The organism is Actinomadura sp. KC06 (genome assembly GCF_004348735.1).
Lineage (GTDB): Bacteria > Actinomycetota > Actinomycetes > Streptosporangiales > Streptosporangiaceae > Spirillospora.
In genome coordinates, this window is record NZ_SMKT01000136.1 from 1 (window position 1) to 23,126 (window position 23,126).

25 protein-coding genes and 2 pseudogenes are annotated in these 23,126 nt (G+C 67.0%); 10 read left to right on the top strand and 17 right to left on the bottom strand.

What is annotated here, in order from left to right; genetic code table 11:
* The first annotated feature begins 280 nt into the window (after nt 1–280).
* Nucleotides 281–523 (top strand): hypothetical protein, encoded by a 243-nt coding sequence (locus E1287_RS32035; protein WP_131969017.1) that lies wholly within the window; start codon nt 281–283, stop codon nt 521–523.
* A 276-nt stretch (nt 524–799) separates the two neighbouring features.
* Here E1287_RS32035 and E1287_RS32040 read toward each other — a convergent pair whose 3' ends face one another.
* Both E1287_RS32040 and E1287_RS32045 read right to left on the bottom strand, forming a co-directional pair.
* Nucleotides 800–1,222: a hypothetical protein gene (locus tag E1287_RS32040; RefSeq protein ID WP_131969018.1), complete on the bottom strand. Its 423-nt coding sequence runs from the start codon at nt 1,220–1,222 to the stop codon at nt 800–802.
* Between the two features lie 1,151 nt (nt 1,223–2,373).
* Complete coding sequence (locus E1287_RS32045) at nt 2,374–2,733, bottom strand: hypothetical protein (protein ID WP_131969019.1); 360 nt, start codon at nt 2,731–2,733, stop codon at nt 2,374–2,376.
* A gap of 698 nt (nt 2,734–3,431) precedes the next feature.
* On the opposite strand from E1287_RS32045, the gene E1287_RS32050 reads away from it, so the two are divergent.
* Nucleotides 3,432–3,749: a hypothetical protein gene (locus tag E1287_RS32050; protein WP_131969020.1), complete on the top strand. Its 318-nt coding sequence runs from the start codon at nt 3,432–3,434 to the stop codon at nt 3,747–3,749.
* A gap of 41 nt (nt 3,750–3,790) precedes the next feature.
* Complete coding sequence (locus E1287_RS32055; protein WP_243719573.1) at nt 3,791–4,180, top strand: PQQ-binding-like beta-propeller repeat protein; 390 nt, start codon at nt 3,791–3,793, stop codon at nt 4,178–4,180.
* 171 nt (nt 4,181–4,351) lie between these two features.
* Here E1287_RS32055 and E1287_RS45045 read toward each other — a convergent pair whose 3' ends face one another.
* The 3 genes from E1287_RS45045 to E1287_RS32075 are packed head-to-tail and all read right to left on the bottom strand — an operon-like array spanning nt 4,352 to nt 7,194.
* On the bottom strand, nt 4,352–5,209 hold the full coding sequence (locus E1287_RS45045; protein ID WP_207934593.1) for a pyridoxamine 5'-phosphate oxidase family protein: 858 nt from the start codon (nt 5,207–5,209) through the stop codon (nt 4,352–4,354).
* A gap of 24 nt (nt 5,210–5,233) precedes the next feature.
* Entirely contained in the window at nt 5,234–6,457 is a 1,224-nt protein-coding gene (locus E1287_RS32070) for a GNAT family N-acetyltransferase (RefSeq protein ID WP_165969290.1), read from the bottom strand.
* A 5-nt stretch (nt 6,458–6,462) separates the two neighbouring features.
* Entirely contained in the window at nt 6,463–7,194 is a 732-nt protein-coding gene (locus tag E1287_RS32075; protein ID WP_165969291.1) for a class I SAM-dependent methyltransferase, read from the bottom strand.
* A gap of 410 nt (nt 7,195–7,604) precedes the next feature.
* Here E1287_RS32075 and E1287_RS44105 point away from each other — a divergent pair, with 410 nt between their 5' ends.
* Together E1287_RS44105 and E1287_RS32085 are read left to right on the top strand one after the other, a co-directional pair.
* On the top strand, nt 7,605–8,483 hold the full coding sequence (locus E1287_RS44105; RefSeq protein WP_165969292.1) for a hypothetical protein: 879 nt from the start codon (nt 7,605–7,607) through the stop codon (nt 8,481–8,483).
* Nucleotides 8,484–8,519: 36 nt separating this feature from the next.
* Nucleotides 8,520–9,056: a hypothetical protein gene (locus tag E1287_RS32085; RefSeq protein ID WP_131969024.1), complete on the top strand. Its 537-nt coding sequence runs from the start codon at nt 8,520–8,522 to the stop codon at nt 9,054–9,056.
* 186 nt (nt 9,057–9,242) lie between these two features.
* On the opposite strand, the gene E1287_RS32090 is transcribed toward E1287_RS32085, so the two are convergent.
* Both E1287_RS32090 and E1287_RS32095 read right to left on the bottom strand, forming a co-directional pair.
* On the bottom strand, nt 9,243–9,461 hold the full coding sequence (locus E1287_RS32090; RefSeq protein WP_131969025.1) for a hypothetical protein: 219 nt from the start codon (nt 9,459–9,461) through the stop codon (nt 9,243–9,245).
* Nucleotides 9,462–10,255: 794 nt separating this feature from the next.
* Nucleotides 10,256–10,768 (bottom strand): sigma-70 family RNA polymerase sigma factor, encoded by a 513-nt coding sequence (locus E1287_RS32095; RefSeq protein WP_131969026.1) that lies wholly within the window; start codon nt 10,766–10,768, stop codon nt 10,256–10,258.
* Nucleotides 10,769–11,222: 454 nt separating this feature from the next.
* Here E1287_RS32095 and E1287_RS32100 point away from each other — a divergent pair, with 454 nt between their 5' ends.
* Nucleotides 11,223–11,534 (top strand): hypothetical protein, encoded by a 312-nt coding sequence (locus E1287_RS32100; protein ID WP_131969027.1) that lies wholly within the window; start codon nt 11,223–11,225, stop codon nt 11,532–11,534.
* Nucleotides 11,535–12,137: 603 nt separating this feature from the next.
* On the opposite strand, the pseudogene E1287_RS32105 reads toward E1287_RS32100, so the two are convergent.
* Nucleotides 12,138–12,251: pseudogene (locus E1287_RS32105) on the bottom strand (histone-like nucleoid-structuring protein Lsr2); the annotation flags it as partial.
* A gap of 15 nt (nt 12,252–12,266) precedes the next feature.
* Here E1287_RS32105 and E1287_RS32110 point away from each other — a divergent pair.
* Nucleotides 12,267–12,824 (top strand): alpha/beta hydrolase, encoded by a 558-nt coding sequence (locus E1287_RS32110; RefSeq protein ID WP_131969028.1) that lies wholly within the window; start codon nt 12,267–12,269, stop codon nt 12,822–12,824.
* A gap of 3 nt (nt 12,825–12,827) precedes the next feature.
* On the opposite strand, the gene E1287_RS32115 is transcribed toward E1287_RS32110, so the two are convergent.
* A complete protein-coding gene (locus tag E1287_RS32115) occupies nt 12,828–13,184 on the bottom strand; it encodes a VOC family protein (protein ID WP_053731577.1) in 357 nt (118 codons plus the stop codon).
* Between the two features lie 178 nt (nt 13,185–13,362).
* Here E1287_RS32115 and E1287_RS32120 point away from each other — a divergent pair, with 178 nt between their 5' ends.
* Both E1287_RS32120 and E1287_RS32125 read left to right on the top strand, forming a co-directional pair.
* The gene (locus E1287_RS32120; protein ID WP_131969037.1) at nt 13,363–14,841 is read left to right on the top strand and encodes an IS1634 family transposase; all 1,479 of its coding nucleotides are present in this window, start codon (nt 13,363–13,365) and stop codon (nt 14,839–14,841) included.
* 18 nt (nt 14,842–14,859) lie between these two features.
* On the top strand, nt 14,860–15,504 hold the full coding sequence (locus E1287_RS32125; protein WP_279507758.1) for an IS3 family transposase: 645 nt from the start codon (nt 14,860–14,862) through the stop codon (nt 15,502–15,504).
* A 36-nt stretch (nt 15,505–15,540) separates the two neighbouring features.
* On the opposite strand, the gene E1287_RS32130 is transcribed toward E1287_RS32125, so the two are convergent.
* From E1287_RS32130 to E1287_RS32165, 8 genes are all read right to left on the bottom strand, one after another.
* Nucleotides 15,541–15,768 carry a hypothetical protein gene (locus E1287_RS32130; protein ID WP_207934594.1) on the bottom strand — a complete coding sequence of 76 codons (228 nt, stop codon included), beginning with the start codon at nt 15,766–15,768 and terminating at the stop codon, nt 15,541–15,543.
* A gap of 255 nt (nt 15,769–16,023) precedes the next feature.
* Nucleotides 16,024–16,683, bottom strand: coding sequence for an alpha/beta fold hydrolase (locus tag E1287_RS32135; protein WP_347813997.1), 660 nt, complete (start codon nt 16,681–16,683; stop codon nt 16,024–16,026).
* 154 nt (nt 16,684–16,837) lie between these two features.
* Nucleotides 16,838–17,074, bottom strand: a complete 237-nt coding sequence (locus E1287_RS32140; RefSeq protein WP_131969031.1) for a phosphopantetheine-binding protein — start codon at nt 17,072–17,074, stop codon at nt 16,838–16,840.
* Nucleotides 17,071–18,132, bottom strand: coding sequence for a beta-ketoacyl-ACP synthase III (locus E1287_RS32145; RefSeq protein WP_131969032.1), 1,062 nt, complete (start codon nt 18,130–18,132; stop codon nt 17,071–17,073). Before E1287_RS32145 ends, E1287_RS32140 begins: the two co-directional genes overlap by 4 nt.
* A complete protein-coding gene (locus E1287_RS32150; RefSeq protein ID WP_243719575.1) occupies nt 18,129–19,208 on the bottom strand; it encodes a beta-ketoacyl-ACP synthase 3 in 1,080 nt (359 codons plus the stop codon). The genes E1287_RS32145 and E1287_RS32150 overlap by 4 nt, the downstream gene beginning before the upstream one ends.
* Entirely contained in the window at nt 19,205–21,037 is a 1,833-nt protein-coding gene (locus tag E1287_RS32155) for an acyl-CoA dehydrogenase (RefSeq protein ID WP_131969033.1), read from the bottom strand. The genes E1287_RS32150 and E1287_RS32155 overlap by 4 nt, the downstream gene beginning before the upstream one ends.
* A complete protein-coding gene (locus E1287_RS32160) occupies nt 21,037–22,062 on the bottom strand; it encodes an acyltransferase domain-containing protein (protein ID WP_131969034.1) in 1,026 nt (341 codons plus the stop codon). The genes E1287_RS32155 and E1287_RS32160 overlap by 1 nt, the downstream gene beginning before the upstream one ends.
* Nucleotides 22,055–22,660, bottom strand: coding sequence for a hypothetical protein (locus tag E1287_RS32165; protein ID WP_131969035.1), 606 nt, complete (start codon nt 22,658–22,660; stop codon nt 22,055–22,057). Before E1287_RS32165 ends, E1287_RS32160 begins: the two co-directional genes overlap by 8 nt.
* A 227-nt stretch (nt 22,661–22,887) precedes the next feature.
* Between E1287_RS32165 and E1287_RS32170 the strand changes: the two are divergent.
* Nucleotides 22,888–23,126, top strand: a pseudogene (locus E1287_RS32170) (hypothetical protein); the annotation flags it as partial.

The following is a 23,126-nucleotide window of genomic DNA, read 5'->3' on the forward strand; positions in this document are numbered from 1 at the left end:
CCGGCAAGGCTCAGCCGTTCCCCGACTCTCCGCACTTCGACGTGATGATCGTCGAACTGCCGCTGCACGGTGCCCTGCCGTAGATGCACCTCCCCAGAGTTCCCCAAGCCTTACCGGCGATGCACATGGAGTGCACCTGACGCCGGGAAGAGTGGAGATCGCTTGGGGAACTCCGGAGAAGTGTTCCGCGAGGTCGGGCCGATACTCGGAGGTCATCGCCCAGGTGGCGAAAGCCCCCCGGGCACAACCGCCTGTATTCTCGGGAGGCGGCGGGCATGGTGTGGTGCTCGGCGATGTGTGCGGTCACCTGACGGTATTGGCGTCCGATCCGGTCGGCCGCGTGCCGGAGCGCCGCCGCGAGCGCGCCCTGGGGCTCCGGAACGGGCACGCGGTCGTCCGCAACGCCGCCCGTGGCGTCAGCGTCTTCCAGGCCGGGCGGGGCCAGCAGGTTCTGCACGGCGGTCAGGTCGCGCAGCAAGATCCCAACGCCGTAGGAATGCTCCTCAGTGTCGCCGCGTCCTAGGAGCCCCGCAACGCGCCGACCGTCCATGGCCGGAGGCAGGATCCAGGCACGCGGCCGTCGTGAACCCAGCCTGGCCGGGCACGAGTTCGAGCCGCTTTCGCACGCGGACGCATCCACCGCCGTCTGGTGCCTCAACCGGCCCGACCACTCACGTGACCGGCCAGGCTGGCCGGGGACGAGTGAAGCCTGACCAAGTGCCCGGCCGAACCGAGTTGCGAGCAACGGAACCCAGGCGAGGATCCTGGGTTCTTCTCGAAGATGCAGCGAAGCCAGAGCTCAACGTCGCAAGCGCGTCAACAGCCATCGCCAGAAACGCTGCGGCCTTCCACGGGTCGCCTCACTCAAAGCCGGAGAACGTTCATCGTCCATCCTGACCTGTCCGCGTTTCAGGGCTCCGACGTAGCGGGCCTTGAGCTCAGGGTCATCACAAAGGCGGCCGAGCATAGCCGACGCCGCAGCGGCGATGGATAGCGCATGGCTCCTTACGTCAACCAGCGCATAAACAAGCGCATCGCCATCGACGGTCCCTGATTTCTCCGCCATCACCGCGGAATCGGATAGAAGACGCCGCATGTGCAAGAACAACTCTTCAGATGGATGAGCGAAAGGCAGAAACGACTCCAGCGCACCTGCTATTGCCTCTTCGGACGTGCGGAGAGCCTGGATCAGCTCGACAGGGACAATCTCCAGCGACGGCATGACTCTCACCGACCTTTCCTGAATCGGATACCAATCCACGCTACCGGGTTGTGGACTTCGTGAATGAGGACAACTTGCACGGATGAGTCACGCCCAACTGCCGGCGCACTGACAAGAAACTCCCCCACCCGGCGCTTCGGCAACGGGGCAGCACACCGCGGCTTCCGGAACGGGAGAACAGCGGATGGAATGGTCGATAACGCGGTCCTGGAACCAGGCGTCGCCTCAGTCCCGCCCAACGAAGGTTCGACGGCACGTACGGGGCAGCAACTGGCCTCGGAATCGCCCGGCCACGTCGGTCGGCAGACCCGAGCGGGATGCGCAGGCAGGTATGGCTGCGAGCGCTCGGGATCGGCGACACGGCCATCGCGCCGCCACAGCCTTACCTCGACGCTCAGAAGGGGGCGTCCACTCGTGGGACAAGGGGCGACGCCGGCCACGGTCTCAGTCATTCGACGTGGCCCCGGCCCCTCCTCTTCGACGTCGCCATCGCGACGAGCAGTACCCCGCTGGCGGCTCCCAGCTGGCGCGTTGCGTGCGCCGGGCCGGAGCGTGCGCACTCGCGCGGGTCGTCGATCGCTTCTGTGGCGGCGAGCGCGGCCCGGTGGCGGCGGCGAGGACGCCGTAGGCGTCGCGCGCGTGTTTGAGCCGCAGCGCCGATCTGCAGTTGCCCGTGCCGAGACCGGTACTGGCGTGGGCGGGCCAGAACCCGACCGCGCTCTCGAGGGCGAACGTGCCGGTCGCGGCGAGGCCAACGGGGCCTGCGGTGATCCCCTCTGGCATCATCCGGCTGAATCGGCCGCGTCGTACGCCCCTGGATGGATGGGCCCAGATCAGACGACTCGGGTGGGCGTCGGTGCGACGTGCCGGTACAAGCACCAGATAGACCCTGGCGTCGTACCGATTCCGACGATGCGCAGGTTGAGCATAGTGAGTGGGACGATGACCGCCGCCGGATACCGTCCCAGATCGCACCGCGTCGCGTGCTGGTGGTTCCAAGTCCGACTTCCCTGGTCGTCCCTTCTCCTGTGCCCAGCAAACGGCTCACAGGGCTTACGCCGAGCCCGGTTGCTCGTGCCAGACCATCCGCTCCTCGGCCTCACTACGCCAAGCTTGCTCACAAAGTTCGGTGGTGGAAGGGGGATGGGTCCTCATCCACCGGTCATGGCGTCCCCGCCCGCCTTCTCGTGGCACTGCGCCGAGTCCGTGCGGACCTTGTTCAGTTGCTCTCTGCTCATGCCCTGGGCGTCTTTCGGCGCGAAGTTGAACCCTGGGTCGGACGCTTCAGGCATGTTGTAGCCGAGTTCGCGCATGCACGCCACGAACTTGGTGGCCATCTTCACCTGTGCGGGGGTCAGTGGATCGCCCTGGATGCTGCCACCACCGTCGGGGTGCGTCGAGACGGTGACGCCCTCGGGGAGGTCGGCACCGTTCACCTCGTCCGAGCCCCCTCCGCAGGCGCTCAGGCTCAGCGTCAGGGCGACGGCAGGAATGATCAGAAGTCTCTTCATGTTTGATCTCTCTGCGGGTTGATTGGACACCGTATCGGCGAATGCCGGTGCAACTTCTGCGGGCAACGCCCATCACGATCGAAGATGCGCCGATACCGGCGATAAGCGCGTCAATCACTCTGTGTGGTGCGGCGCGACTGTTCAACGCAAAGCTGTCCTACTGATCGATCCTCCTCCAGCCGAGGCGAGTTCGGCGCATTGCCAGCAAAGTTATCGGACGCATTGTCACCGACCGTGTCACGTGACCCAACATCGGTCCTTTTCGCCGACGGCTGAGCGTTCACCCAGCCACACCACTGGCCTTATATGCCCTGGTCATGCACGCGATTCGCGACCTCCGAAGATGGCGCACTGAGCGCCGGGCGAACTGTTCCCGAAAGATTCCACCGCCCGCACCTGGCCCGCCATCGCCGCACGCCCCACCGGAATCTAGCCAAGTCGTACTATTGGCCCATGCCAGAAAACAATTCTCCCCGTAGGGCATATCCCCCGGACGGGAGGGGCAACCGCCTCAAGGCCCCGGTCGGCACCCGCCAAGGCGGTCCTGGCAGGGGCGGGAGTCGTTAGGGCGTCCGCGAGGACGCCAGCCAGTAATGGCGCAAGGCCACCAACCACCCCGGCAGATTTCTCCGTCTCAGAGCAGTCCTTCCAGCCCGAACGTCGGGCCTCCGCGGCGGCTCAAGAAGCCGCGCAAGTTCATGCGGCTGCGGGTTCTCGGCGTCATCATTGCTGTCGGCGCCTCCGCCGCAGCGATGATGGTCGCCCTTGCCCGCGACGATGGCGTCACCGGGCCTCATCGGATTGCGGGCGGGTACCCGGCCCCGCCCGCCGACGGCTCGCCACGGTGGGAGGTGCCGGCCCATCGCTGGGTGGGGCTTGAGGAGGCGTGGGAGGCACCGCAGGTGGATGACGTCCCGCACGCCTACGGCCTGGCCAGCGATGAGCAGCGGGTGTTCGCGCTGCACCTCAACATCGACGATCCCGGGGGGCCGACGCGCAGGTCAGGGCGGAGCTGACCGCCTACGACGGGGCGATAGGGAAACGGCTCTGGCGCAAAATGGTGCCATGGCGCAAGGAGGCCTCCCCGCTCGCAGGAGACGCGGTCGTCGTCGTGCCGAGCGGCCCCGAGGAACGGTCTGGACACGTCGTGCCCGATCCGGCCGAGTACACCGCCTACGATGCGCGGACCGGTGCCGAGCGGTGGCGGGTCAGGCTAGGCAGCCGGGTCAATTTCCCGCCCGTCTCCGGCCGGGCGGGCAACCCGCCCGGCACCTTCTTCAAGGGCACCTTCTACTACGGGGACGGCGCGAAAGTGGTCGGTGTGGATCCGGCGACCGGCCGCATCCGCCATCAGACCGTTGGTGAGGGCGTTGACGCGGGCGAGGGCGCGGTCGAAGTCACGGGCGCGGTCTTTCGCGCGGTCGCGGTCGAGGGTGCGGGCGGGTGACGGCGGGCCCGCCTTTGCCGTTTGTTCTCCTCGCGGGGCGGCAGGGCTGGCGGGGTTGTTCGGAGCTTTGGCGGGTGGTGGAGGGGCTGGCGTTGTGTCGGCGCTGATGCAGCGGCGGATCGAAGGACTGAAGGGCCACGCTTGGCTGTTCGGTGAGGCGGGGCTCAGGTCTTAGGTGAGGGCGGTGAGGGGTACTTCGAGGCGGCGGTCGTGTTTGTCGTGGAGCCAGCGGTCGATGTCCAGGAGCCACAGGCGTGTGATTTCTGCGATGTAGAAGCGGCGGGGACCGTCGCCGTGGAACTCCTGCACGGGCAGAATCCAGGCGCGGCGGTCGGCCTCGTCGGGGAAGTTGAGCCGGTAGTACCGGTCGTGGATGTCCTCGACTTGGTTGGAGGGGACGGCGTGTGCTCGTCCCTCGAACTGCAGGCCGTCGAGGCCGAATCCGGGTAGGCCTGTGAGATAGATCGAGCCGGAGACGGCAGGCTCGGTCTCGATGTTGCGCGAGTGTTGAGAGTCGCGCATGGAGTACCACACCAGCCGCAATGGATCGCGTAGGGGGACGAAGTTTACGGTGGAGGCCCACGGGGCCGTGCCGTCGGTGGTGGCCAGGGTGGTGAAGCGGCCCTGGTCGAGGAGTCGGCGGATGCGGTCGGGGACGGACGATTCGTCTTCGGGCGGGGTGCCGGGGCGCTGGAATCCCAGAGGCACGGGTGCGTCGTTGAGCAGGGCGGAGTCCAGTATTTCCCACCAGTACTCCTGCTCGACCCGCCGCCTTTCCCATTCGGGGTCTCGGCTCCGCTGGGCGACTTGGCGGCGGTAGCGTCCCCAGGCTGCCTCGTCGGCGAAGGTGACGGTGTGTTCGAGGGTGTGGACGTGGTCCCCGATTGTCCGGACGCGCCATTCGGTCGCCAGGACGCTGTCGAGGGCGTCGTAGAACCAGCGTTCGCGTTCCTGGGTCCAGGCCCAGAAAGCGGGCAAGTCCCGTTGGGCGGCGGGCGACAGTTTGAAACGGTAGAACAGGTGCAGCATGGAGGCGCTTCCTCCTTCGGGGGCTCAGCTTTCGGTGTCCTGGGAGACCCAGTCGGACCAGGCCGGGCCGTAGGCGTGTGGTCGCCCGGGCGCGATCGCACGCCATGCGCGGACCGCTTGGGCGTTGTGCTCGGCGGCCTGGTCGTCGGAGCACACCGTGCCGTTGACCGGGAGGATCACCGCGGCCTGGGGGACAAGCTCCGCGCCGCGCCGGATCTTGCTCGGCCACGCCGAGATACCGAGGTGGTAGTGGCGGTATCCGGCCTTGGCGGCGTGCTGCAGGGGCGTCTGGTAGAGCGCGACGAAGTACTCTCCCGCTGGCTGGTGGCGGGCGTAGTCGAAGCCGAAGTAGCGGGCATGCAGGCGGTCGCCGCACCCGTAGAGAATCGCGATCGCCACGGGGCTGTCGTCGCGCGTCACCACGCTGGCGTAGGCGTCGTCCAGGACGCCGACGGCGCGCTGGGCGGCGATCGACCGTCGCATCCAGGACTCGTCCGGCGTGCCTCCATACCGGGCCCGGTTCTGGGTGATCAGCCGGACGGCGGTGTCCTGCAGGTCGGGTGTGAACGGCCTCCATGCGGTCTGAGCGCCGGACCGGCTCAAGTCCCGGAGTTCGCGGCGGCGGCGATGGCGGTCGCGGCGCCCCAGCTTCGCCAGGTACGCCTCCAGTCCGCCCTGCGGGATGGGCAGCAAGGTGTCGGCGCTGTGCAGAAGGGCTCGTGCACGTGGATGCGCGGCGGCGAGGAGAAGCGCGTAGCGGGACGGCAAATAGGGCATTACCACCCCGTCCAGTCCGCGGCTGCGCGCCAGCGCCAGAGTGCGATCGAGGAGCGGGCCGAGAATGGGGCGCGTGCCGGGAGCAGGCCCGACCAGGGCGTTCTGGGTGCCTCGTCGTGGTCCGAGCCACAGCCATCCCTCAGCGGGGATGTGGAGGCCGGGAAGCATCCGCGTCAGATCGAACAGGTCCGACGGGTCAGTTTCTCCCGGCCAGGTGGGCACGCCCCCTAGCAGCCGCCCGGCGTGGTCCTCGGCGAGGACCACCGGGTCGTTGCCAAAGCTGTGGCGAAGCCCGTCGAGCCAACCGTGGGTGGTGTAGAAGGCGTCGGGACCGACCAGGGCGTTCCATTCCCTACGGGATACCGCACCGATGTGCGGCACTACGCGCGTGGTCACCTGCGAGGCGACGACCTGGTGGAAGCCGCCGGCGACGGGACGCGCGCGCGTCCACACCGATCGTGTTCGATACATAGAGATCATTTCTTTCGGCATGTGATGAGCGAAGCGTGCGGACAACACAGATAGGGCGCCCAGAACTCGCGGCCGTGCTCCTGGACGCCCTGCGGCGCGACCTGGAAATCGAGCCAGGTGACATCGGTGAAGCTGGCCTCGGCGAGCGCGCGTTCCAGCGTGGTTCGCGACCAGTGACGCGCCGTGATCTTCTCGTGGTAGGGACCGAAGGCCAGCTCGAGTGTGACGCGGGAGGCGTCCGCCCGCGGTTCGGCGTCCCAGAGCCGGAACCCATAGCGGGCGTAGTAGTCGCGGCGGCCGTCATAGTCGGGATTGACCGGCAGCGTGACGAACAGCCCGCCGGGACGCAGCACCCGCCCGGCCGCCGCGCATACGTTCACCAGTGACCGGTAGTCCTCGGCGTAGGGGAGCACGTAGACGCCCAAGGCCAGGTCGTAGCAGTCTGTGGCCGGGTCGGGCGGCTCGGTGCTGTACTCGATGCCCAGCGGTTCACCTCGCTCGATGAGGCGAGCGCGGGCGACCATTCCCTCAGACACGTCGTAGCCGGTGACACGCGCGGCGCCACGCCGTCTCACCTCACGGGTGTAGACGCCCGTACCGCACCCGACGTCCAGGACGGCCCGGTCCCCAAAAGACCCCAGGGCCGAAAGCACGCTGTGCTTTTCCAGGTGCCTGCGCCACGGAAGCCGGAACATGTCCTCATACATCCGCGCGAGCGTGTCGAATTGATCATGCATCGCCGTCATCTCACATCTCGGAGTGCGCTCTCCTAGGTGCACGTTCCCTGAAGTTTGGTGACCATGCCAGCAATTCCATAATCTTTTCTTCCAGCGTCTGATCGGACGACCATCATCCACTGAGCAGGCGTTTTACACGGCCTGCCGGGTGTCGGTGATCGCAATGCGTGACGTTGCCGGACAACGTCTGTCGAGCTCGATGGTGCGAGCACGTCCGGCTAGGACCGGAACCGTGGCGGCGCGATCACGAACACCCTGCGGGCGGCGCGATAGAAGTGGCCTGAGCCATATTCAGAGTTGGTTGGCGGCCAGTCCAAATTCCCCCTGAATGTCAAAGCAGCACGGCCTAGACGATATTTTTGGCCGGGCGGCGGATGACGTGATGATCCGGCGGTTTTGTGTTCCAAATAATGACTCGATGGCGGAAGCGCGAACTGGACGCCCTCGCCGCCGTCCATCAGGACGCGTCGGGCGACGGGCCCGTCGACGAGCTGGCGGCCGCCGCCGCGGCGGTCGTGCGGACGCGGCCGCCGTACCTGCCCGCCCGCGCCGCGGCCGTGCTGGACCGGCTGGCCACCGCGCTGCCCGAGGACGACCGCCTGGTGGTGGAGGGGCTGCGGGCGCTGGCGGCCGCGGGCGAGCCGCTGCCGGTGCGGATGGCCGAGCCGGACCCGGAGATTGCCCAGGCGCGGATGCGCGCTGAGGACAAGGGCGTCGGCGACCTGTGGCGGCGGTGGGCGTCGGTGGAGTCCGCCGTCGACGGCTACCTGCTGCGCGAGAGCCAGTACGGGCCCAACCGCTCCGGGTACAGTGCGGCCGACCGCGGGCCTCGGGTGCCGGTGCCGGTACGCGCGGCCGATGGCACCGTGACAGTGGTGGCGCTGCCCGAGTGGGCGTGGCTGCACGAGGGCGAGTGGATCTGGGCTCACACCGGCTGGCCGGTGGAGGCCCCCGGCCAGATCGTGGACCCACCGCAGGAGTTCTCCCCGGCGCCGGGGCTGCGCTGGCAGGTCGCAGTCTGGCTCGACATCTCGCGGGGGAAGGTGCTCGGCGAGGACTACGCCGGCAGCACGTCGAACTGGCAGACCGTGGGCTGGTGCGCGAGCCGGGACGACGCCCGCCAGATCGCCCGCGCGTACGCCGCGCACCGCAGTGACCATGCCCGCGTCGACGTGATCGAGCACGGCACCGACAACGGCGTCGTCTCCCGCACCATCGACACCTTCCAGCAGGCGCCGGGTATCAGGGGCGGGACGCCCTGGTCTGGACCGACTGGCAGACGGCGGTGATCGCCCGCAACCTCGGCATCGGGGCCGGTGGCCCGTATGAGTGGGCCGAGGACTGGGGACCGCGCCACCAGGACCGGGACCTGCACGACTGGACCCAGGAGGGCCGCGAGCTGCGTCAGCGCTTCCCCGAGACCACCTTCGCCGAACGCACCAGGCGTCATCGACGCCGCGCGCCGCGCCCGTGAGGACGCCCTCGTCGACGCACTCGCCGAGCGGGGCGGCCTTACCCGGGAGCAGGCCGTCGCCCGTCTCGCTCGGGGCGGGGAGAAGTACCGCGAGTTCCTCGACATCGGGCAGGCCGTCATCGCTCGCGCCCTGCACACCGCCCGCCGTGCCCTTCCCGAGGGCCCCGAGCGCACCGCGATCCGTCACGCCCTGGACGACCTCACCGCCCGGCACCTGCCGCCCGCCGACGCCGAGCGCATCGCAGGCGTCCAGCTCGACAGCGAGATCGAGGCGGAACGCAGTCCCGAGTCGACCGCCTGGTGCCGCCGGGCCGTCGCCGAGTACATCGCCCCCGCCCCCGATCCGGTCGCGGCCGACGTCGACGGGTTCCGCCCTCAAGACACCTGACCTGTGAATCGTCGCGTACCTGGGCAGACGCTGGGCAAACGCCCGGGGCTGGGCTTAGGACTGGCAGCAGCGCCTCGCCTGGTGCGCCGTCCCCGTCCCCGCCGTCAGCGCCACCGTGTACACCGTCTGGATCCGCCGGTCGCGCTCGACCAGCGGTGCGACGTCGCCGCCAGTCCAGCTGGGGAACTAGTCTCCGGCCGACGAGCCCCTCGAAGCGTTGATGAACAGATGGGCTGCCAGACTCACCACCGCGATCATCACGCCGAAGGTCGTGATGATCGCGCTGGTGATGACGACGATCATGACGGCCGCGGGCGCCCCGCACAGGTAGCTGATCGTCGCCACCGTAAGCCCGGCGAGCACGGACACGGCCGAGGCGATCACCGTAGACGCGACGAAGAACACGATCTTTATTGCGACGTACCTGGTAACCACATTTCCCCTTGGCTGTGTGAAGGACCCCTTCATTTAGATCAACTGGAACAGCCCATGAGAATCAGCGGTCAAACCAGCGCGAGTTCTCCAAGTTTTCCTCGTACACCCAAAGGGGCGGGCATGAAAAGGGGCCTCCGGAGGAGCTGAGCTCCTCCGGAGGCCCTCGCAAGGCGCCCGATTTAGTGTCGCTCAACGTGCGTGGCGGCTCCCAGTCACCACGCTTCCATCAGCAGCACTAAGGCGGGGGCATCCTTGCACCTCTGCTAGACCAAGAGGATCTCGCCCCCGGTCAGCAAGAACCAGCAGAGCAACGCCATGGCCGTGGCCATGTGCAATCGCCTCCGAGAGGCCAAAGCGAGCGCATATGATTGCATCAACATCCACCCCCTTCCCTTTTTGCCTTTCCTTTCCCCTTGCCATGTTCCTTTTCCCGCTTTCTCTGTATCTCTTTGCGGGAATGACGACCTGGATTGGGCGTGAGTTCATCTGCTAGCGGCAGAGCTGGGCACCTCTAAGGCCGTTAGCCACCGAAGGAATCATCTGTGATCTGGACCTTCCGGGTTGATCGCACGGAGGCCCCCGGCCGGGGCCGGCCGCTGGATGCGGCCGGCCCCGGTGGCGTCTCCGTCGGACATATCGCCGTCGTCTGCGGAAAGTTCCAGGGCCGCGAGGGTCCTGGCGATGAATCCCGCCTCGTCCAGCGACTTGATCTCCTCCGCGAAGGAATCGGCGTCCTCACGAAGACGCTTTTCGACGTCCAAAAGTCAGCCCTCCCCTTCCTCTAGGAGCTTCTTCAGCGAACCCAGGGCGCGCTGGTGCAGTCGATATGCCTGATCCTTGGAGATGCCGAGCTGGACGCCGGCCTCCTTCGTGGTCAGTCGGCCGTACCACTTGAGGAAAATGATCGACCCTTCGTCCTCAGGCAGTTCCGTGATCGCCGCCCGTACCTGGAGTTGCGAATCCAGCTGCGCCGGTTCGTTGTATTCAGTGAGCTGCACTTCCCCGTGCCCCGTCCGCGCCAGCCGGGCCTTCAGCCGGTCGCGGTAGCAGTTCACGACGATCGTGTGGACGTATGCGGGCGACGTCAGGACCAGCTTGCGGATCCGCACTTCATCCCATGACCGGAAGATCCTCATCGCCGCGTCCTGCGCGACGTCTTCCGCCAACGTCTGGTTTCTGTTCGTGCAGCGATAAGCGGCCTTCAGCAGATGGCCGCCGTTTTCCTTGAACCAGGGGGTGAACTCCTGGCTCTCCTCGGGGTCCTGGTCCCGGTTCATCTACCGGGCCCCGAGTGCTCGGGCTGCCGCGCTGGCAGCGTGGTGGTGGACTCGCTTGACGGGACCGGGTATCCCAGTCCCAGAAGCCAGTCCCTGGTCATTCGCGTTCGCCTCGACGCTGCACGCAGCGAAGAGCAGCCCAGTACGAACGCCGCGCCATCGATGCGCAATCATCGGGTGGCGCTCTCCTTCCACTCGGTGTCGACCCATGGCCCAATCCAGCAGGGGCCAACCCGCAGGTAGACCCCTGGTCACCCACAACAACGACGGTTTGGGCAGCTTTCGCGCGCCCGGTCCCCAGATTTCTTCGCCCACGCGGGATTTCGTCGCGTCCGGCCGCGCCCCGGAAGGGGACAGACCTGCCGCGCACCCGGCGCGCACCGGAGTCCGGGGGATTTCGCGCGTGCCTGGGCAGACGCTGGGCGAACGCCGGAACTGGGCTCATCGTCCGGGGATGGGCGGACAGATCGACCCGGTCGGCGGCGAGGTCGCGGCGGTGGAGCTCGCCGCGCGGATCGCCCAGGCCCTGCGCGCCACCGGCCAGTACCAGGCCCGCTACACCACCCAGGACGAACGCGCGGTGCTGCAGCGCGCCGGTCGGATCGCCCGCGCCACCGTCAAGCCGCGGCGCATCACCGTCCGCTCCGGCGATGGCCTTTCGTCGCGGCGTGGACCGACACCACGCCGCTGCGCGCGTTCTCTGCCGGGCGGCGGATCTTCACTATGCTCGCCGCCAGCTCAGGAGATCCCGCCCGCTAGAACGTGACTTGGCCGGGCGTCCACAACCGCCGCAGGCGGTACGTATTGTCCCCATGACCAGGTTCTCGCGCGAAACCCCGAAGGGGCACCTTGCCACTGCGTCCAAGCCCTGCGGCAGCGCCGAATCCAAGGCAGTCGCACGCAGATTGCACAACTACAAGGAGCCTTGATCGGCGGTCCGCGAGGAGCGTCCGGTGATGGCACCGTGATGGCACAAACGGCACCTTCCTGCACCCAAGAAGACCCCACCAGCCCACACGAAGGAGCACTGCGCAGCCACGCTGACCTCGCCAAACCCATCACGGCCAACCTGGGCCACACCGTGGAGATCACTCTGCTAATGCGGTTCGGGTGGACGTCCCTCGGGGATGTGGGTCCCGGACCTGTAGTCACGACCGAGTCGACCGTTATCCCCAGGTCCGAGCAACCACGGCGACGATCACCTCGTCGGAGTCGGCCAACACCCACCGGCTACCTGCCCACCCCGGGACAACATCGGTGCCGCGAAGACCGGCAAGACCGAAGGTTCGGAGTATTGGTCGTCGGCCAGAATCAACGGTGGCCCTGACTGACCGGAGTCAGCGTTAGTAATCGAGAAGCGGCAGGGCACCTAGTGTGCGGCCTCAAACTGTTCGACCACGTTGGCGGGGATGCGCCCGCGGTCGTTGACCTTGATACCGGACTGCCTCGCCCATTCTCGGATCTCTGCGGACCGTTCCCGGTTGCCGGCATCCATCTCATGCCGCCGCTCGCACCGCCCGATCCGGCCACGTTGGACGACCTCACCGGTGCCGAGCGGGCGGCGCTCGCGACACTGCGGGAGGCGGACGAATGGGGCTCCGGATACTCGGCGCAGCAGTCGACCCGGTCGCAGACGGTCGGCTACGGGCTGGTCGACTCGCCGGCCGCCCTCTGCGCCTGGATCGTCGAGAAGTTCTGGTCGTGGACCGACTCCGGTGGCGACCTGCATCGGGTTATTACCTGGGATGAGCTGCTCGACAACCTGATGCTCTACTGGCTGCCCGGCACCGGTGCCTCATCCGCCCGGCTGTACTGGGAAAGCCTCCGGCAGGTCAACGAATGGATCTCCGGGCCGGCCGGCGCGCCGGTGACCGTACCCACCGGCTGTTCGGTCTTCCCCAAGGAGCTGCAGCGCCCGTCTCGGCGGTGGGCGGAGCGCCGGTTCCCGAACATCCGGTACTGGAACGAGCCCGGCAAGGGCGGCCACTTCGCGGCGTTCGAGCAGCCGGCGTTGTTCGTCGACGAGGTCCGGTCATTCTTCCGGCTGGTCCGCTGATGGTCACCCGTACTCGGTAAGCGGCTGGCTAAAGATCAACAAGTGCCCATCGGGTGTCCGTACGTTGAAGTCGCGCATCCCGTAGGGCCGGTCAGCCAGTGGCTCGACGATGTCGGCGCCGCGGGCGCGCAGCTCGTCGTGGCAGGAATCGACGTCGTCGACGACAACCGTCACCCTGGCCGGGCCGACGCTGCTTTCGGCGTACAGGTGGAACTCGGCGGTGTCGCGGATCACGGCCGCGTAGCTAGGTGGGGTCTCCCAGGTGAATATGGTGTCGAATCCGAGCACGTCCGTGAAGTACGACCGCGCTGCCTGCACATCTCGGCACGGCAGCACGGGAACCGCCACCCGCATGACCATTCCGTCACCTTACCTGACTTTGGCTCAAGATCGCTGATCTTGGGTAGGGTGCTGTGCTGGCTGTTGAGCTGCGGTTTCGTCGTGTGAACGGCGAAAATCTGCGCACTAAGCGGCCGGTTCTAGGCTGTCTCTCGTGGCGTATGTGCGCACGGTGAAGACGGCGTCGGGGGCCAGGGCGGTGCAGATCGTGCACTCCTCGCGTCGCGGGTCGCGGGACATCGAGCACATCGGCTCGGCGCATGACGATGCGGCGTTGGAGGCGCTCAAGGCGGTGGCGAGGCAGCGTCTGGCTGTGGGGCAGCCCGAGCTCGACTTTGGCCCGGACTTCGCGGCGTTGCAGGCCGGCAGTGGTGCTGGTGGTGGGCCGCTTGCGATCACGTCGTCGCGGATGGGGTACCTGTGGGACGCGCTCGGCCACGCCTACCAGCTGTTGGGGTTCGAGGAGGCCGCTGGGGGTGACGAGGTGTTCCGATTACTGGTGCTGGCACGGATCGTCGAGCCGACCAGCAAGCTGGACAGTCTGCGGGTGGTCGAGGAGGCAGGTTTCGACCCGCCAGCGTACGCGACCCTCAAGCGGCGTCTGCCCGCGTTCGCGAAAGAGTCCTGGCGGCAGAAGTTGGCCGCGGCGTGCGCCCGCACCGCTGATCTGGGGCCGGCGTCACTGGTTCTCTACGATGTGTCCACCTTGTACTTCGAGACCGATGCCGGGGACGGGTTCCGTGAGCCCGGGTTCTCCAAAGAACGCCGCCTGGAGCCGCAGATCACGATCGGGCTGCTCACCGACGCAAGCGGGTTTCCGTTGATGGTTAACGCGTTCGAGGGCAACCGGGGCGAGACCACTACGATGCTGCCGACCATCCGTGCGTTCATGGATGCCCACCAGCTGGCTGATGTCACGGTCGTGGCCGACGCTGGCATGATCTCTGCGGCCAACCAGCAGGCCATCGAGGCCGCGGGGTTGTCGTTCATCCTCGGCGCGCGGATACCCGACGTGCCGTACGTGGTCCAGGCGTGGCGCCACGAGCACCCGGATGAGCAGATCCCCGACGGGCACATCTTCACCCAGCCCTGGCCTGCCGGCCCCAAGGACCAGCGCCGCGACCAGATCATCTACTACCAGTACCGGGCGGACCGGGCTCGGCGCACCCTGCACGGCATCGACGAACAGGTCGCCAAGGCCGAGCAGACCGTCGCCGGCAAGACCGCGGTCAAACGCAACCGGTTCATCCAGCTCACCGGCGCCACCAAGAGTGTCAACCGGACCCTGGAAGCCAAGGCACGCGCCCTTGCCGGCCTCAAAGGCTACGTCACCAACCTCCCGGACGTCACCGCCGAGTTCGTGATCGACGCCTACCACCGACTGTTCCACATCGAGAAGTCGTTCCGAACGTCTAAACACGACCTACGTGCGCGGCCGATCTACCACCACAAGCGCGAGTCGATCGACGCGCACCTGGCGGTCGTGTTCGCCGCCCTGGCCGTCAGCAGGTGGATCGAGCAGACCACCGGCTGGTCGATCAAGAAGTTCGTGCGCACCACCCGCCGCTACCGCACCATCAACATCCAGGCCGGCGAGCACACCCTCACCGCCGTCGACCCGCTACCCGACGACCTCCGCGATGCCCTCACCCGCATCCACGACCGCGGTGCGCACTAATTTGAGCCAAGTCAGGGCCTGGGCATCCAGGTCGGCCACGGTGCGGTGGAGCTGCTGATGCGCCGCGCCGGTTTGAAGGGTCTGCCCGGGGTGCGGCGGCCGCGGCTCAAGCACCAGACGCCGACCGCCGCCGATCTGGTCGACCGTGACTTTCACCGCAGCGCCCCCAACCAGCTGTGGGTCACCGACATCACCGAACATCCCACCCGCGAGGGCAAGGTCTACTGCTGCGTGGTGCTGGACGTCTACGCCCGCCGCGTGGTCGGCTGGTCCATCGACTCCACCCAAACCGCCGCGCTGGTCACCAACGCGCTGGGCATGGCGATCCAGAACCGGCAACCACCACCCGGCACCCTGATCCACTCCGATCACGGGGTGCAGTACACCTCGTGGGTGTTCACCGAACGCGCCAAGGGCTCTGGCCTGGTCGCCTCGATGGGCTCAATCGGTGACTGCTACGACAATGCGGTGATCGAGTCGTTCTGGGGCCGCATGCAGACCGAACTGCTCAACCGGCGGCGCTGGCGCACCCGCATCGAACTGGCCAACGCGATCTTCGAATACCTAGAGATCTTCCACAACCGCCGGCGCCGCCACAGCGCTCTGGGAATGCTCACCCCGATCGAGTACGAGAGGATCTACCCCACCCGAGAATCAGCGTGAGATTCCGGTATCCCGACACCACGAAACTCGGGGACATCATTCGGTCAACTCCCGCACGAACACACCGATGTGCGCCCGACTCGCCGCGACGGGGTCGACGCCCTCCCGCTCGCACACCTCCAGGTACTCGGCCAGTCCGCGTGCGTAGGCGTCGATCGTCCGCGGTGCCCTCCCCAGGTCTGTCCAGATCTGCAGCCACTCGGCCGCCCGTGCGTGCCGGCCCAGTACCGGCCACTTCTCCTCCAGCACCACCGTGCCGCTCAAGCCATCTCCCCAGTTCCGTGGTCATGACCGAGGAGAAATGATCACCTCCACGGCCAGATTCCACGTAACTACTAAGATGATCAAGCGTCAGATGTTCGGCCGAGCCAACTTCGACCTCCCCCGCAAACGCATCCTTCACCCCTCCTGACCACACACCGTGAAGCTCCACAAACCTTGATCCAGAACCCATCTACGAACGTCATAGCCAATCGTGGGCGCGTCGCTGGGATTGGCTTGGAGGCCGCCGTCGACAGCTCATTCGCGCAGGACGTCGCGCAGGACGTCGCGCAGGACGTCGCGCAGGGCGATCAGGAACCGGTCGTCGGTGTCTTCGAGCAGGTAGTGACCGGCATCCGGGTAGACGTGGGTGCGGGCGGCGGGGAAGCGGCGTTGCCATTCACGTAGGAACGCCCGGTCGAAGACCGGGTCCCGCAGGCCCCATCCGATCAAGATCGGCAGGCGCACGAACCGCGCTAGGGCCTCGCCCGTGGCGTGCAGAACCGGCCAGGCCGGCCGGGCCGCAGCGGGATGTCCTGCACGAAGCGTTGGATCGCACGGCAGTGCTCGGGCCGGTCGTGGGGGCCAGGAAGGACGTGCGCACCCCACGCGGCAGCGGCGACCGTACGCCCACCGGCGGGAAGGTCGCCAGCCGCGCGAAGGCGTTGTGCCGCAAGAACAGCCGCTCCCCCAGCCGGTCTCGCGCAGCACCCAGAATGGCAGCCGCAGGACGGGCCGGACCTGCTGGCCGTACGGGTTGGGGCAGGCGGCGGTGTTGCACACGACCAGGCGGGCGGCGCGTTCGGGGTGCCTGGCGGCCCAGGCCATGGCGATCGGGCCGCCCCAGTCGTGCACCGTCCACAGCGAGGGCAGGGACGCCTGGTGAATGCAGACCACGGCAAAGTCGTCCCAGGTCAGTGTCCGTGTTCAGCCAGGATCTTGACGAACCCGTCCGGGTCGATGGCTCGGCAGTCCCTCGGTCAGCCCACCGCGTCGACGGCGAAGTTGCCGAATGTGGCACGCGTCTCCGCCCACCATGTACGCCTAGGGTCAAACCATAGAAGCGACATTCTTAATGCGCCTGGCTGTTCCCAGCGAGTTCTGCCAGGCGTGCGAGAGTCCACCTGCTGTCGATGTCGGTTTCGACCGACGTTGAAGGCCACTGTTCCTGGATGTACATGCCCAGCTCGACGATGGCCACGGAGTCGAGTTCGAGGTCACTGAGCGTCGTGTCTGGGCTGATGCGGTCGGCGGCGACGTCGAACCGGTCGGTGAGGACGCTGACGATCGTCTGGTAGGGAGTGGTCATCCCGTGCTCTCTTTTGTGTCGGGACGGTGTTCGGGCGGCCGATCTACCGTGCGCACGGCGGGCCAGGTGAGAGTGACTGCGCCCCAGGTCAGTCCGCCTCCGAAGGCGGTGAGCACCGTCCGGGCGCCCCGGCGCGGAGGCTGATGGCGGACGGCGTGTGCCATCGCCAGCGGGATGGAGGCGGCGGCGGTGTTTCCCACGTCGCGGATGTTGCCGTAGCGGGCTGTCTCGGGAATGCCGAGTCGGCTCGCGACGGCGGTCAGGATGCGCTGGTTGGCCTGGTGGCCGATGAAGACCTCCACGCTGTCCGCGGGCCATCGGCGGCTTTCGAGGACGGCGCGTGATGCCTCGGTCATGCGGGCCACCGCGTTCTGGAAGACGGGCTTGCCCTGCATTTGGAAGAAGCGCTCCTCGCGGGGGCGGATCGTATCGCCGTGCGGTAGCCGTGCCCCGCCGGCAGTCACTTTGATCAGGTCGCTTCGTGCGCCGTCGCTCGCCAGCACGGCGGCCCCGATGGCTCCGGGTTCGTCTGCGTTTCCTGGGCGCAGCAGGACTGCGCCGGCGCCGTCGCCGAAGATGGCGGCCGTGTCCCTGTCGCGAGGGTCAATGATGCGCGAGTAGGTCTCAGCACCGATCACCAGGATGCGGCTGTACCGTCCTGCCTGTACCAGGGCGTCTGCCGCCACCAAGGCATAAAGGAAGCCTGTGCAGACTGCCGCCATGTCGAAGGCCGGGCAGTGATTCAGGCCGAGACGGTGTGCGACGTCCGGTGCCGTGGCCGGCAGCGGCCGGTCCGGGGTGCTGGTGGCCACCAGCACCAGGTCCGCATCCGGGGAGTCGGCCGATTCGAGTGCTGATCGTCCGGCGGCGGTCGCCAGGTCGCCGGTGCTCACCGCCTCCTCGGCCCATCGACGCTCAGAGATGCCGGTCCGTCTCGTTATCCATTCGTCCGTGGTGTCCAATCCCGCGGCGGTTAGGTCCTCGTTCGTCACGACGCGCGTTGGGAGGCTGCTTCCCAGGCCGCAGATGACCGACGCATCACCTTCCCGCCGTGTCACCTTTCCTCACCCTTCGTGCTGTGCGCCCGCTCCTGCCGTTGGGGTGCGGGTCCGATTCTCACGGCGGAGGCGCCGGTCCACGTCAGCAATGTGGTGCCCCAGGTGACTCCGGCGCCGAACGCGACGGCCAGCACCCGGCCGCCGGCCCGAAGCCGCCCTTGTGCCGCTGCTGTTGCCAGCGCGTATGGCAGGGCCGCGGCACCGATGTTGCCGACCTCTTCGCCCGCGACCACGAGCCGGTCCTCCGGAACACCGAGCTTCGCGCCAAGGGCGCGAAGCAGCACCGGGTTGGGTTGATGGCTGACGATGGCGTCGATGTCCGACAGGGTCAGATGGTTACGGTGCAGGCACTCCTCCACAGCCCGGGGGAAGATGTCGATAATGAAGTCACGTACCGCCCGGCCGTCCATGTAGACGGTGTGGCGCTTGTCCTGAACGGTCTCCTGGGTCGCCGGCATGCGGCTGCCTCCGGCCGGGATCAGCACCTCGTGTGCATGCCGCCCGTCCGAGCCGGTGTAGAAGTCAAGGAATCCGCCCTCGGGGACCGGGCCGAGGATCGCAGCAGCGGCCCCGTCGCCGAACAGGACCGTCGTGGCCCGGTCGGCGGGGTTCAAGAACTTCGAGAAGACGTCGACCCCTACCACTGCGGCGTACCGGGCGTGGCGCTCGCATCGCATCCAGTGGTGTGCCACCCGGGCAGCGAACAGCCACCCCGAGCAGGCCGCCGACACGTCGAACGCCACCGCCTCATGCGCTTTGACCATGGCCTGGACCCGGCAGGCCGTCGCGACGGCCAATTCATCAGGGGTGGAGGTTCCCAGGATGAGGAGTCCTATTTGCTCGATGTCGATGCCGGAGGCGGCTACCGCTGCCCTGACCGCTGTGGCGGCCATGTCGGATGTGGCTTCGTCCGCGGCGGCGGTATGGCGGGCGCGAATGCCGGTCTGGACGGCGATCCAGTCGCCTGTGCCACCAGTCGTCGTCGCGATCTCCTCGTTCAGACGGCGGCGGCGCGGCAGGTAACTGCCCATTCCCACGACGCCGATGGGCTCTTCGGTCTGATTCGTGAGTTTCACTGGTCTTCGTCACCCGTTCGCCATGACAGCCGCGCCGTCAGCTCTGCGGCGTAATCGATTGCGCCCAGCGGTGTCGAACATGCCGAGCTGGGCGGGGTCCATGCCTCGTGCAATGTGGGAAGGTACGTCGTGATCTCGGCGCACAGATTGTCGATCATCTGCGGCAGTCCCCGGGCGTCGTCTGAGGAGAGAAGCCCTGCGCACATCAGGCGGCCGGCGTGTTTGTAGGCCTGGAGTGCTCCGTGGAGGGCGGCCAGAGGCTCCATTACCTCTCTTGCCGCTTCGGTCTCCTTGTCCTCCAGTGTGTCCCTGACGCTGTCGGCCAGCAGCCGGATGCCGTGGACTTCGCCGAGTTCTTTGACCTGGGGCAGCATCGGGTTCCACAGGTCCAATCCGTCCCTGGTTCCGGCTGCGCGTTCGGCGTGGAGGCGACGTGCGTGGTGGACGAGTTGTGTCTCCCATGCGCGGGCGACACGTGACCACCACTGCGGCGATCCGGGATCCGCTGGTTCTGCTATCTGCTGGTCCGGGACCCGGTAGGCGATGCCTTCGATCAGAGCGCGACCAGCGTCCATGATTATCAGGGCGTTGTCGCCTCCGGCGTTGTTGAAGTTCTGCGCCAGGCCGTAGTAGAGCATCATGCGGTTGACGTTCAGCATCCCGGCGAATCCGCACCGGCGGCGGCATTCGGTCAGCACCTCTTCCGCGCCCCACACGGTCGTGGCCTTCAGCACTGCCAGGTTCCGGTTGACCGCGGCCCACGGCGAGAACTCCATCCGTGCCGCTGCCGGTGCCTTCCCGTGGTCGATGAACTGCCGCCGAGCCGTGTTGCCTGCGCACGTCAGGCCGAACGACTCGGCAAGGGCGCTGATCAGGGCGTTGCGGTGGGTGTGGTAGGAGAGCACTGGTATGCCGGGGGCCATGCGGCCGTGGGAGGGCCGGTTCGCTGCTTGTTTGAGCGCCATCAGGCTCGCCGCCCGTGCCATGGCCGCCATGGTCCCCGGGAGCGTGCCCCACAGCATTTGAGGAGCGTTCAGAGTGCGTGCGAGGCGCGCGTCGCCGTTCAGTGGATCGTGGAAGACGCCGTCGGCGTCGATGCTCGCGCCGTCCCGAAGCCACCGCTCGTAGGGGACGCGTACCTCGTTGAGGCGGATGAAGGAGTAGTCCAGCGGCACGTTGCCCAGCTCGACCACTTCGGATACCGAGACGCCGGGCCGGGGGCCATGATGGTCGGCGATATCCAGGACGAAAGAGAAGACCCCGCAGTCCTTCCCGTCCACGATGACCCGGGCGACCCACACGGCAAGCACGGGGACTCCGATGAGGCCGCGGTTGGAGAACTTCGCCGCGCCGACATCCGGCGTGACAAGGACGAACTCCCGCGAGGCCACATCGAAGGTGGCGGTCGCGCGGGGCGCCACGTGGCTGGAGGCGTCGCCGGTCTCGGTCACCACAAGCGCGCCGGTGACAGACAGGCACTCCAGCGCCTGGATCTGCGGCAAGAGTTCGTCAAGGTCACCGGCAAGGGTGAGGATCGAGCCTAGGGCGATGGCGTAGTGGGGAATCGAGGCCATATACAGGGACGGGTCGTCCAGAGCCGTCCACTCACTGAGTGCCGCGAGCCATCGGCGGTCGGACATGATCTCCCGTCCTGATGGCAGGGACTCGGCGATCGTGGTGAACCTGTCGTGCAGGTCCAAATGGAACCCTTCGGCGCCCCGTTTCTGCCAGTGCGTCGTCGCTTCCAGTGCCGTGGTGATCTGCTCCCGGATGTCCAGGGGACACCACCCGTGCGCTAGCGCTTCAAGAGCCTTTGTGCGGTCGTCCATCACATCCTCCAGCCCCTTTTCTGATCTGTGGAGACGTCACTCGGGGACCACAAGGCGGGCATGTCATGCCAGGGAAAGCCCTCCTCGGCCACGGGTGAGCACACTGTTGCCGCCGGGAGGATGGTGCGCACGCTGCGTGCGAGCGCCCCACCGGTTCCCACTTCGGCTACCAGGGCAGTCGGCGGCAGCGCCGCCAGGGTCGTGGGAAGCGAGAGCGGCTTGATCAGGCAGTCCGCGATTGACTGCGCGAGGTCGTCTTGTGCCGTGTTGCGGCGCTGGGCCACGGCCGAGTACATGGGGATCTTCGGCGCCGTGAACTTCAGCCGGTGCAGGGCCTCGGAGAGCCCACGTGCCTCGGCGGTGAGCGAGGGGTGGTGGCACAGGACGGGAAGATTGATCCGGGTCGCGTTCACGCCGTGTTGCCGGGCCAGAGCCTCCACCACCGCCAGGTCGTCAAGGGGGCCGCTGATCACTGTTTCGGTGGGCGAATTGCGGCATGCGATCGCCACGTTCGTGGCGCCGGCTAGGTGCAGGAGCTCTTGCGTGCGCACATCAGTGGTGTTCAGAACTGTCATCCTGCCGCGATCGGGGAGGAAATCTGCCACTGCCAGCGCGGCTCTCGCGCCGTCGGGAACGCTCAGCGATCCGGCAGCGCACAGCGCGGCGATCTCCCCGAAACTCACCCCGACCACGGCATCGGGGGCAAGGCTTAGCTCGCACAGGGCACGGTGGATGGCCGCGGACACCCCGAAAAGTGCGAGTTGCGCCGTGCCGGGCGGCATCGCGGCCAAGTCCCGGCCACTGAGCTGCCGGGTGCCCAGGAGCGCCTTTCGCAGAACGGGGATGCCACGCTTGGCTCCTACAGGGTCAGCCTCGGTGAAGACGTCCCATACGCATCGGTGCAGGACGCCCGAGGAGGCGACGGCCCGGCGCAGCGGAGTGAGAGGGAAATTCCCTTGGCCGGGGAATATGTGCACAACGTTCGGTTTGCTCGCACGCATGGAGCGACCCCCGATATCAGCCATCCCTACCTTCTTTCAAGGATCGCCCGAGCCAGTCGTAGGGTTCTGGCACCCCAGCGGTGCCGGGTGCGGCTTTCAGCCATCTGCCGTTTGTGGCTCCAAGTGATTGGCCGCCCGGCGCCCCGAGGCGACTCGGCCGCTGATTGAGAATTAATGGGCGGCCAGACCCCAGTCGGTGGCGCTCGTCGGGATGGTGGCTGGTCGTGTCCGATGCCTTTGATTGAGATGGCCATGAAATGAAGCGGCCAACGAATTCAAAATGCTGATGTTTGCCGCGAAATTCCACCGCTACCCTGGCACCCGGAGTCAACTCTTCCTTCCCAGGTCCACTCGCGACCGAGAGCAGGCTCGGCAACCCATCAGGTCCACCAGTCAGAACCACCAACAGATCGTCGTCGTTCGTCAATTCTGTGGACATTGAAACCATCACCATCGATTGAATTCCACGCTGCTCCACTCGTGCAGTAGCGCGCCCTTGTGTTCGCCGACTACCCCGTGATTGAGCGCGCGAACAGAGAGATGGTCGCAAATCCGTATCATGGCATGACGGTGTATCACGACAGCCGATACGGCGATAAGCAAGATCGATGGCATCGATCATTACCCGCTGCTTGACAGTGGAGTCACTAATGTCTAGGGTAGCGATCTCCTGCTAGCGAGCCCCACCTCACCACCGAGCAAGGCCACCCCAACCCAGGGACACCGTGTAACCGGCAACAACGTGGGCAACGATCTTCTCCCAAGCAGAAGACAACGGTGCGCAGGCGCAGGTGAGCGCGTGAGATCTCCGGGGCTTTTCCCATGACTCCCCGCCGTCGCAATGATCGCTTGCGCGGCTTGCTGGCGGAAGCGAACTGGAGTGGCCGGGAACTGGCTGAAGCGGTGAACGCCTGCGGCTCCGAGATCGCGTATGAGCTGCGCTACCAGCGCGGCGCAGTAAGCCATTGGCTGTCCGGGATGCGGCCACGACCGCCCGTGCCCGGCCTGATCGCCGAAGCCCTGTCACGCCGGCTCGGCCGCCCGATCACCCTCGCCGACGCCGGCTTCGAGTCCGCCCCAGCCCGCCC

Bases quoted from the DNA above. Each gene is read 5' to 3' on its own strand.
- E1287_RS32140 (WP_131969031.1), bottom strand. From the start codon at position 17,074: ATGACCACTCCCTACCAGACGATCGTCAGCGTCCTCACCGACCGGTTC.
- E1287_RS32085 (WP_131969024.1), top strand. From the start codon at position 8,520: ATGAGTGGGCCGAGGACTGGGGACCGCGCCACCAGGACCGGGACCTGC.
- E1287_RS32045 (WP_131969019.1), bottom strand. From the start codon at position 2,733: ATGAAGAGACTTCTGATCATTCCTGCCGTCGCCCTGACGCTGAGCCTG.
- E1287_RS32110 (WP_131969028.1), top strand. From the start codon at position 12,267: ATGCCGCCGCTCGCACCGCCCGATCCGGCCACGTTGGACGACCTCACC.
- E1287_RS32055 (WP_243719573.1), top strand. From the start codon at position 3,791: ATGGTGCCATGGCGCAAGGAGGCCTCCCCGCTCGCAGGAGACGCGGTC.
- E1287_RS32070 (WP_165969290.1), bottom strand. From the start codon at position 6,457: ATGTATCGAACACGATCGGTGTGGACGCGCGCGCGTCCCGTCGCCGGC.
- E1287_RS32115 (WP_053731577.1), bottom strand. From the start codon at position 13,184: ATGGTCATGCGGGTGGCGGTTCCCGTGCTGCCGTGCCGAGATGTGCAG.
- E1287_RS32155 (WP_131969033.1), bottom strand. From the start codon at position 21,037: ATGGACGACCGCACAAAGGCTCTTGAAGCGCTAGCGCACGGGTGGTGT.
- E1287_RS32075 (WP_165969291.1), bottom strand. From the start codon at position 7,194: ATGCATGATCAATTCGACACGCTCGCGCGGATGTATGAGGACATGTTC.
- E1287_RS32100 (WP_131969027.1), top strand. From the start codon at position 11,223: ATGGGCGGACAGATCGACCCGGTCGGCGGCGAGGTCGCGGCGGTGGAG.
- E1287_RS32160 (WP_131969034.1), bottom strand. From the start codon at position 22,062: ATGGCTGATATCGGGGGTCGCTCCATGCGTGCGAGCAAACCGAACGTT.
- E1287_RS32050 (WP_131969020.1), top strand. From the start codon at position 3,432: ATGCGGCTGCGGGTTCTCGGCGTCATCATTGCTGTCGGCGCCTCCGCC.
- E1287_RS44105 (WP_165969292.1), top strand. From the start codon at position 7,605: ATGACTCGATGGCGGAAGCGCGAACTGGACGCCCTCGCCGCCGTCCAT.
- E1287_RS32095 (WP_131969026.1), bottom strand. From the start codon at position 10,768: ATGAACCGGGACCAGGACCCCGAGGAGAGCCAGGAGTTCACCCCCTGG.
- E1287_RS32165 (WP_131969035.1), bottom strand. From the start codon at position 22,660: ATGATCGATGCCATCGATCTTGCTTATCGCCGTATCGGCTGTCGTGAT.
- E1287_RS45045 (WP_207934593.1), bottom strand. From the start codon at position 5,209: ATGCTGCACCTGTTCTACCGTTTCAAACTGTCGCCCGCCGCCCAACGG.
- E1287_RS32040 (WP_131969018.1), bottom strand. From the start codon at position 1,222: ATGCCGTCGCTGGAGATTGTCCCTGTCGAGCTGATCCAGGCTCTCCGC.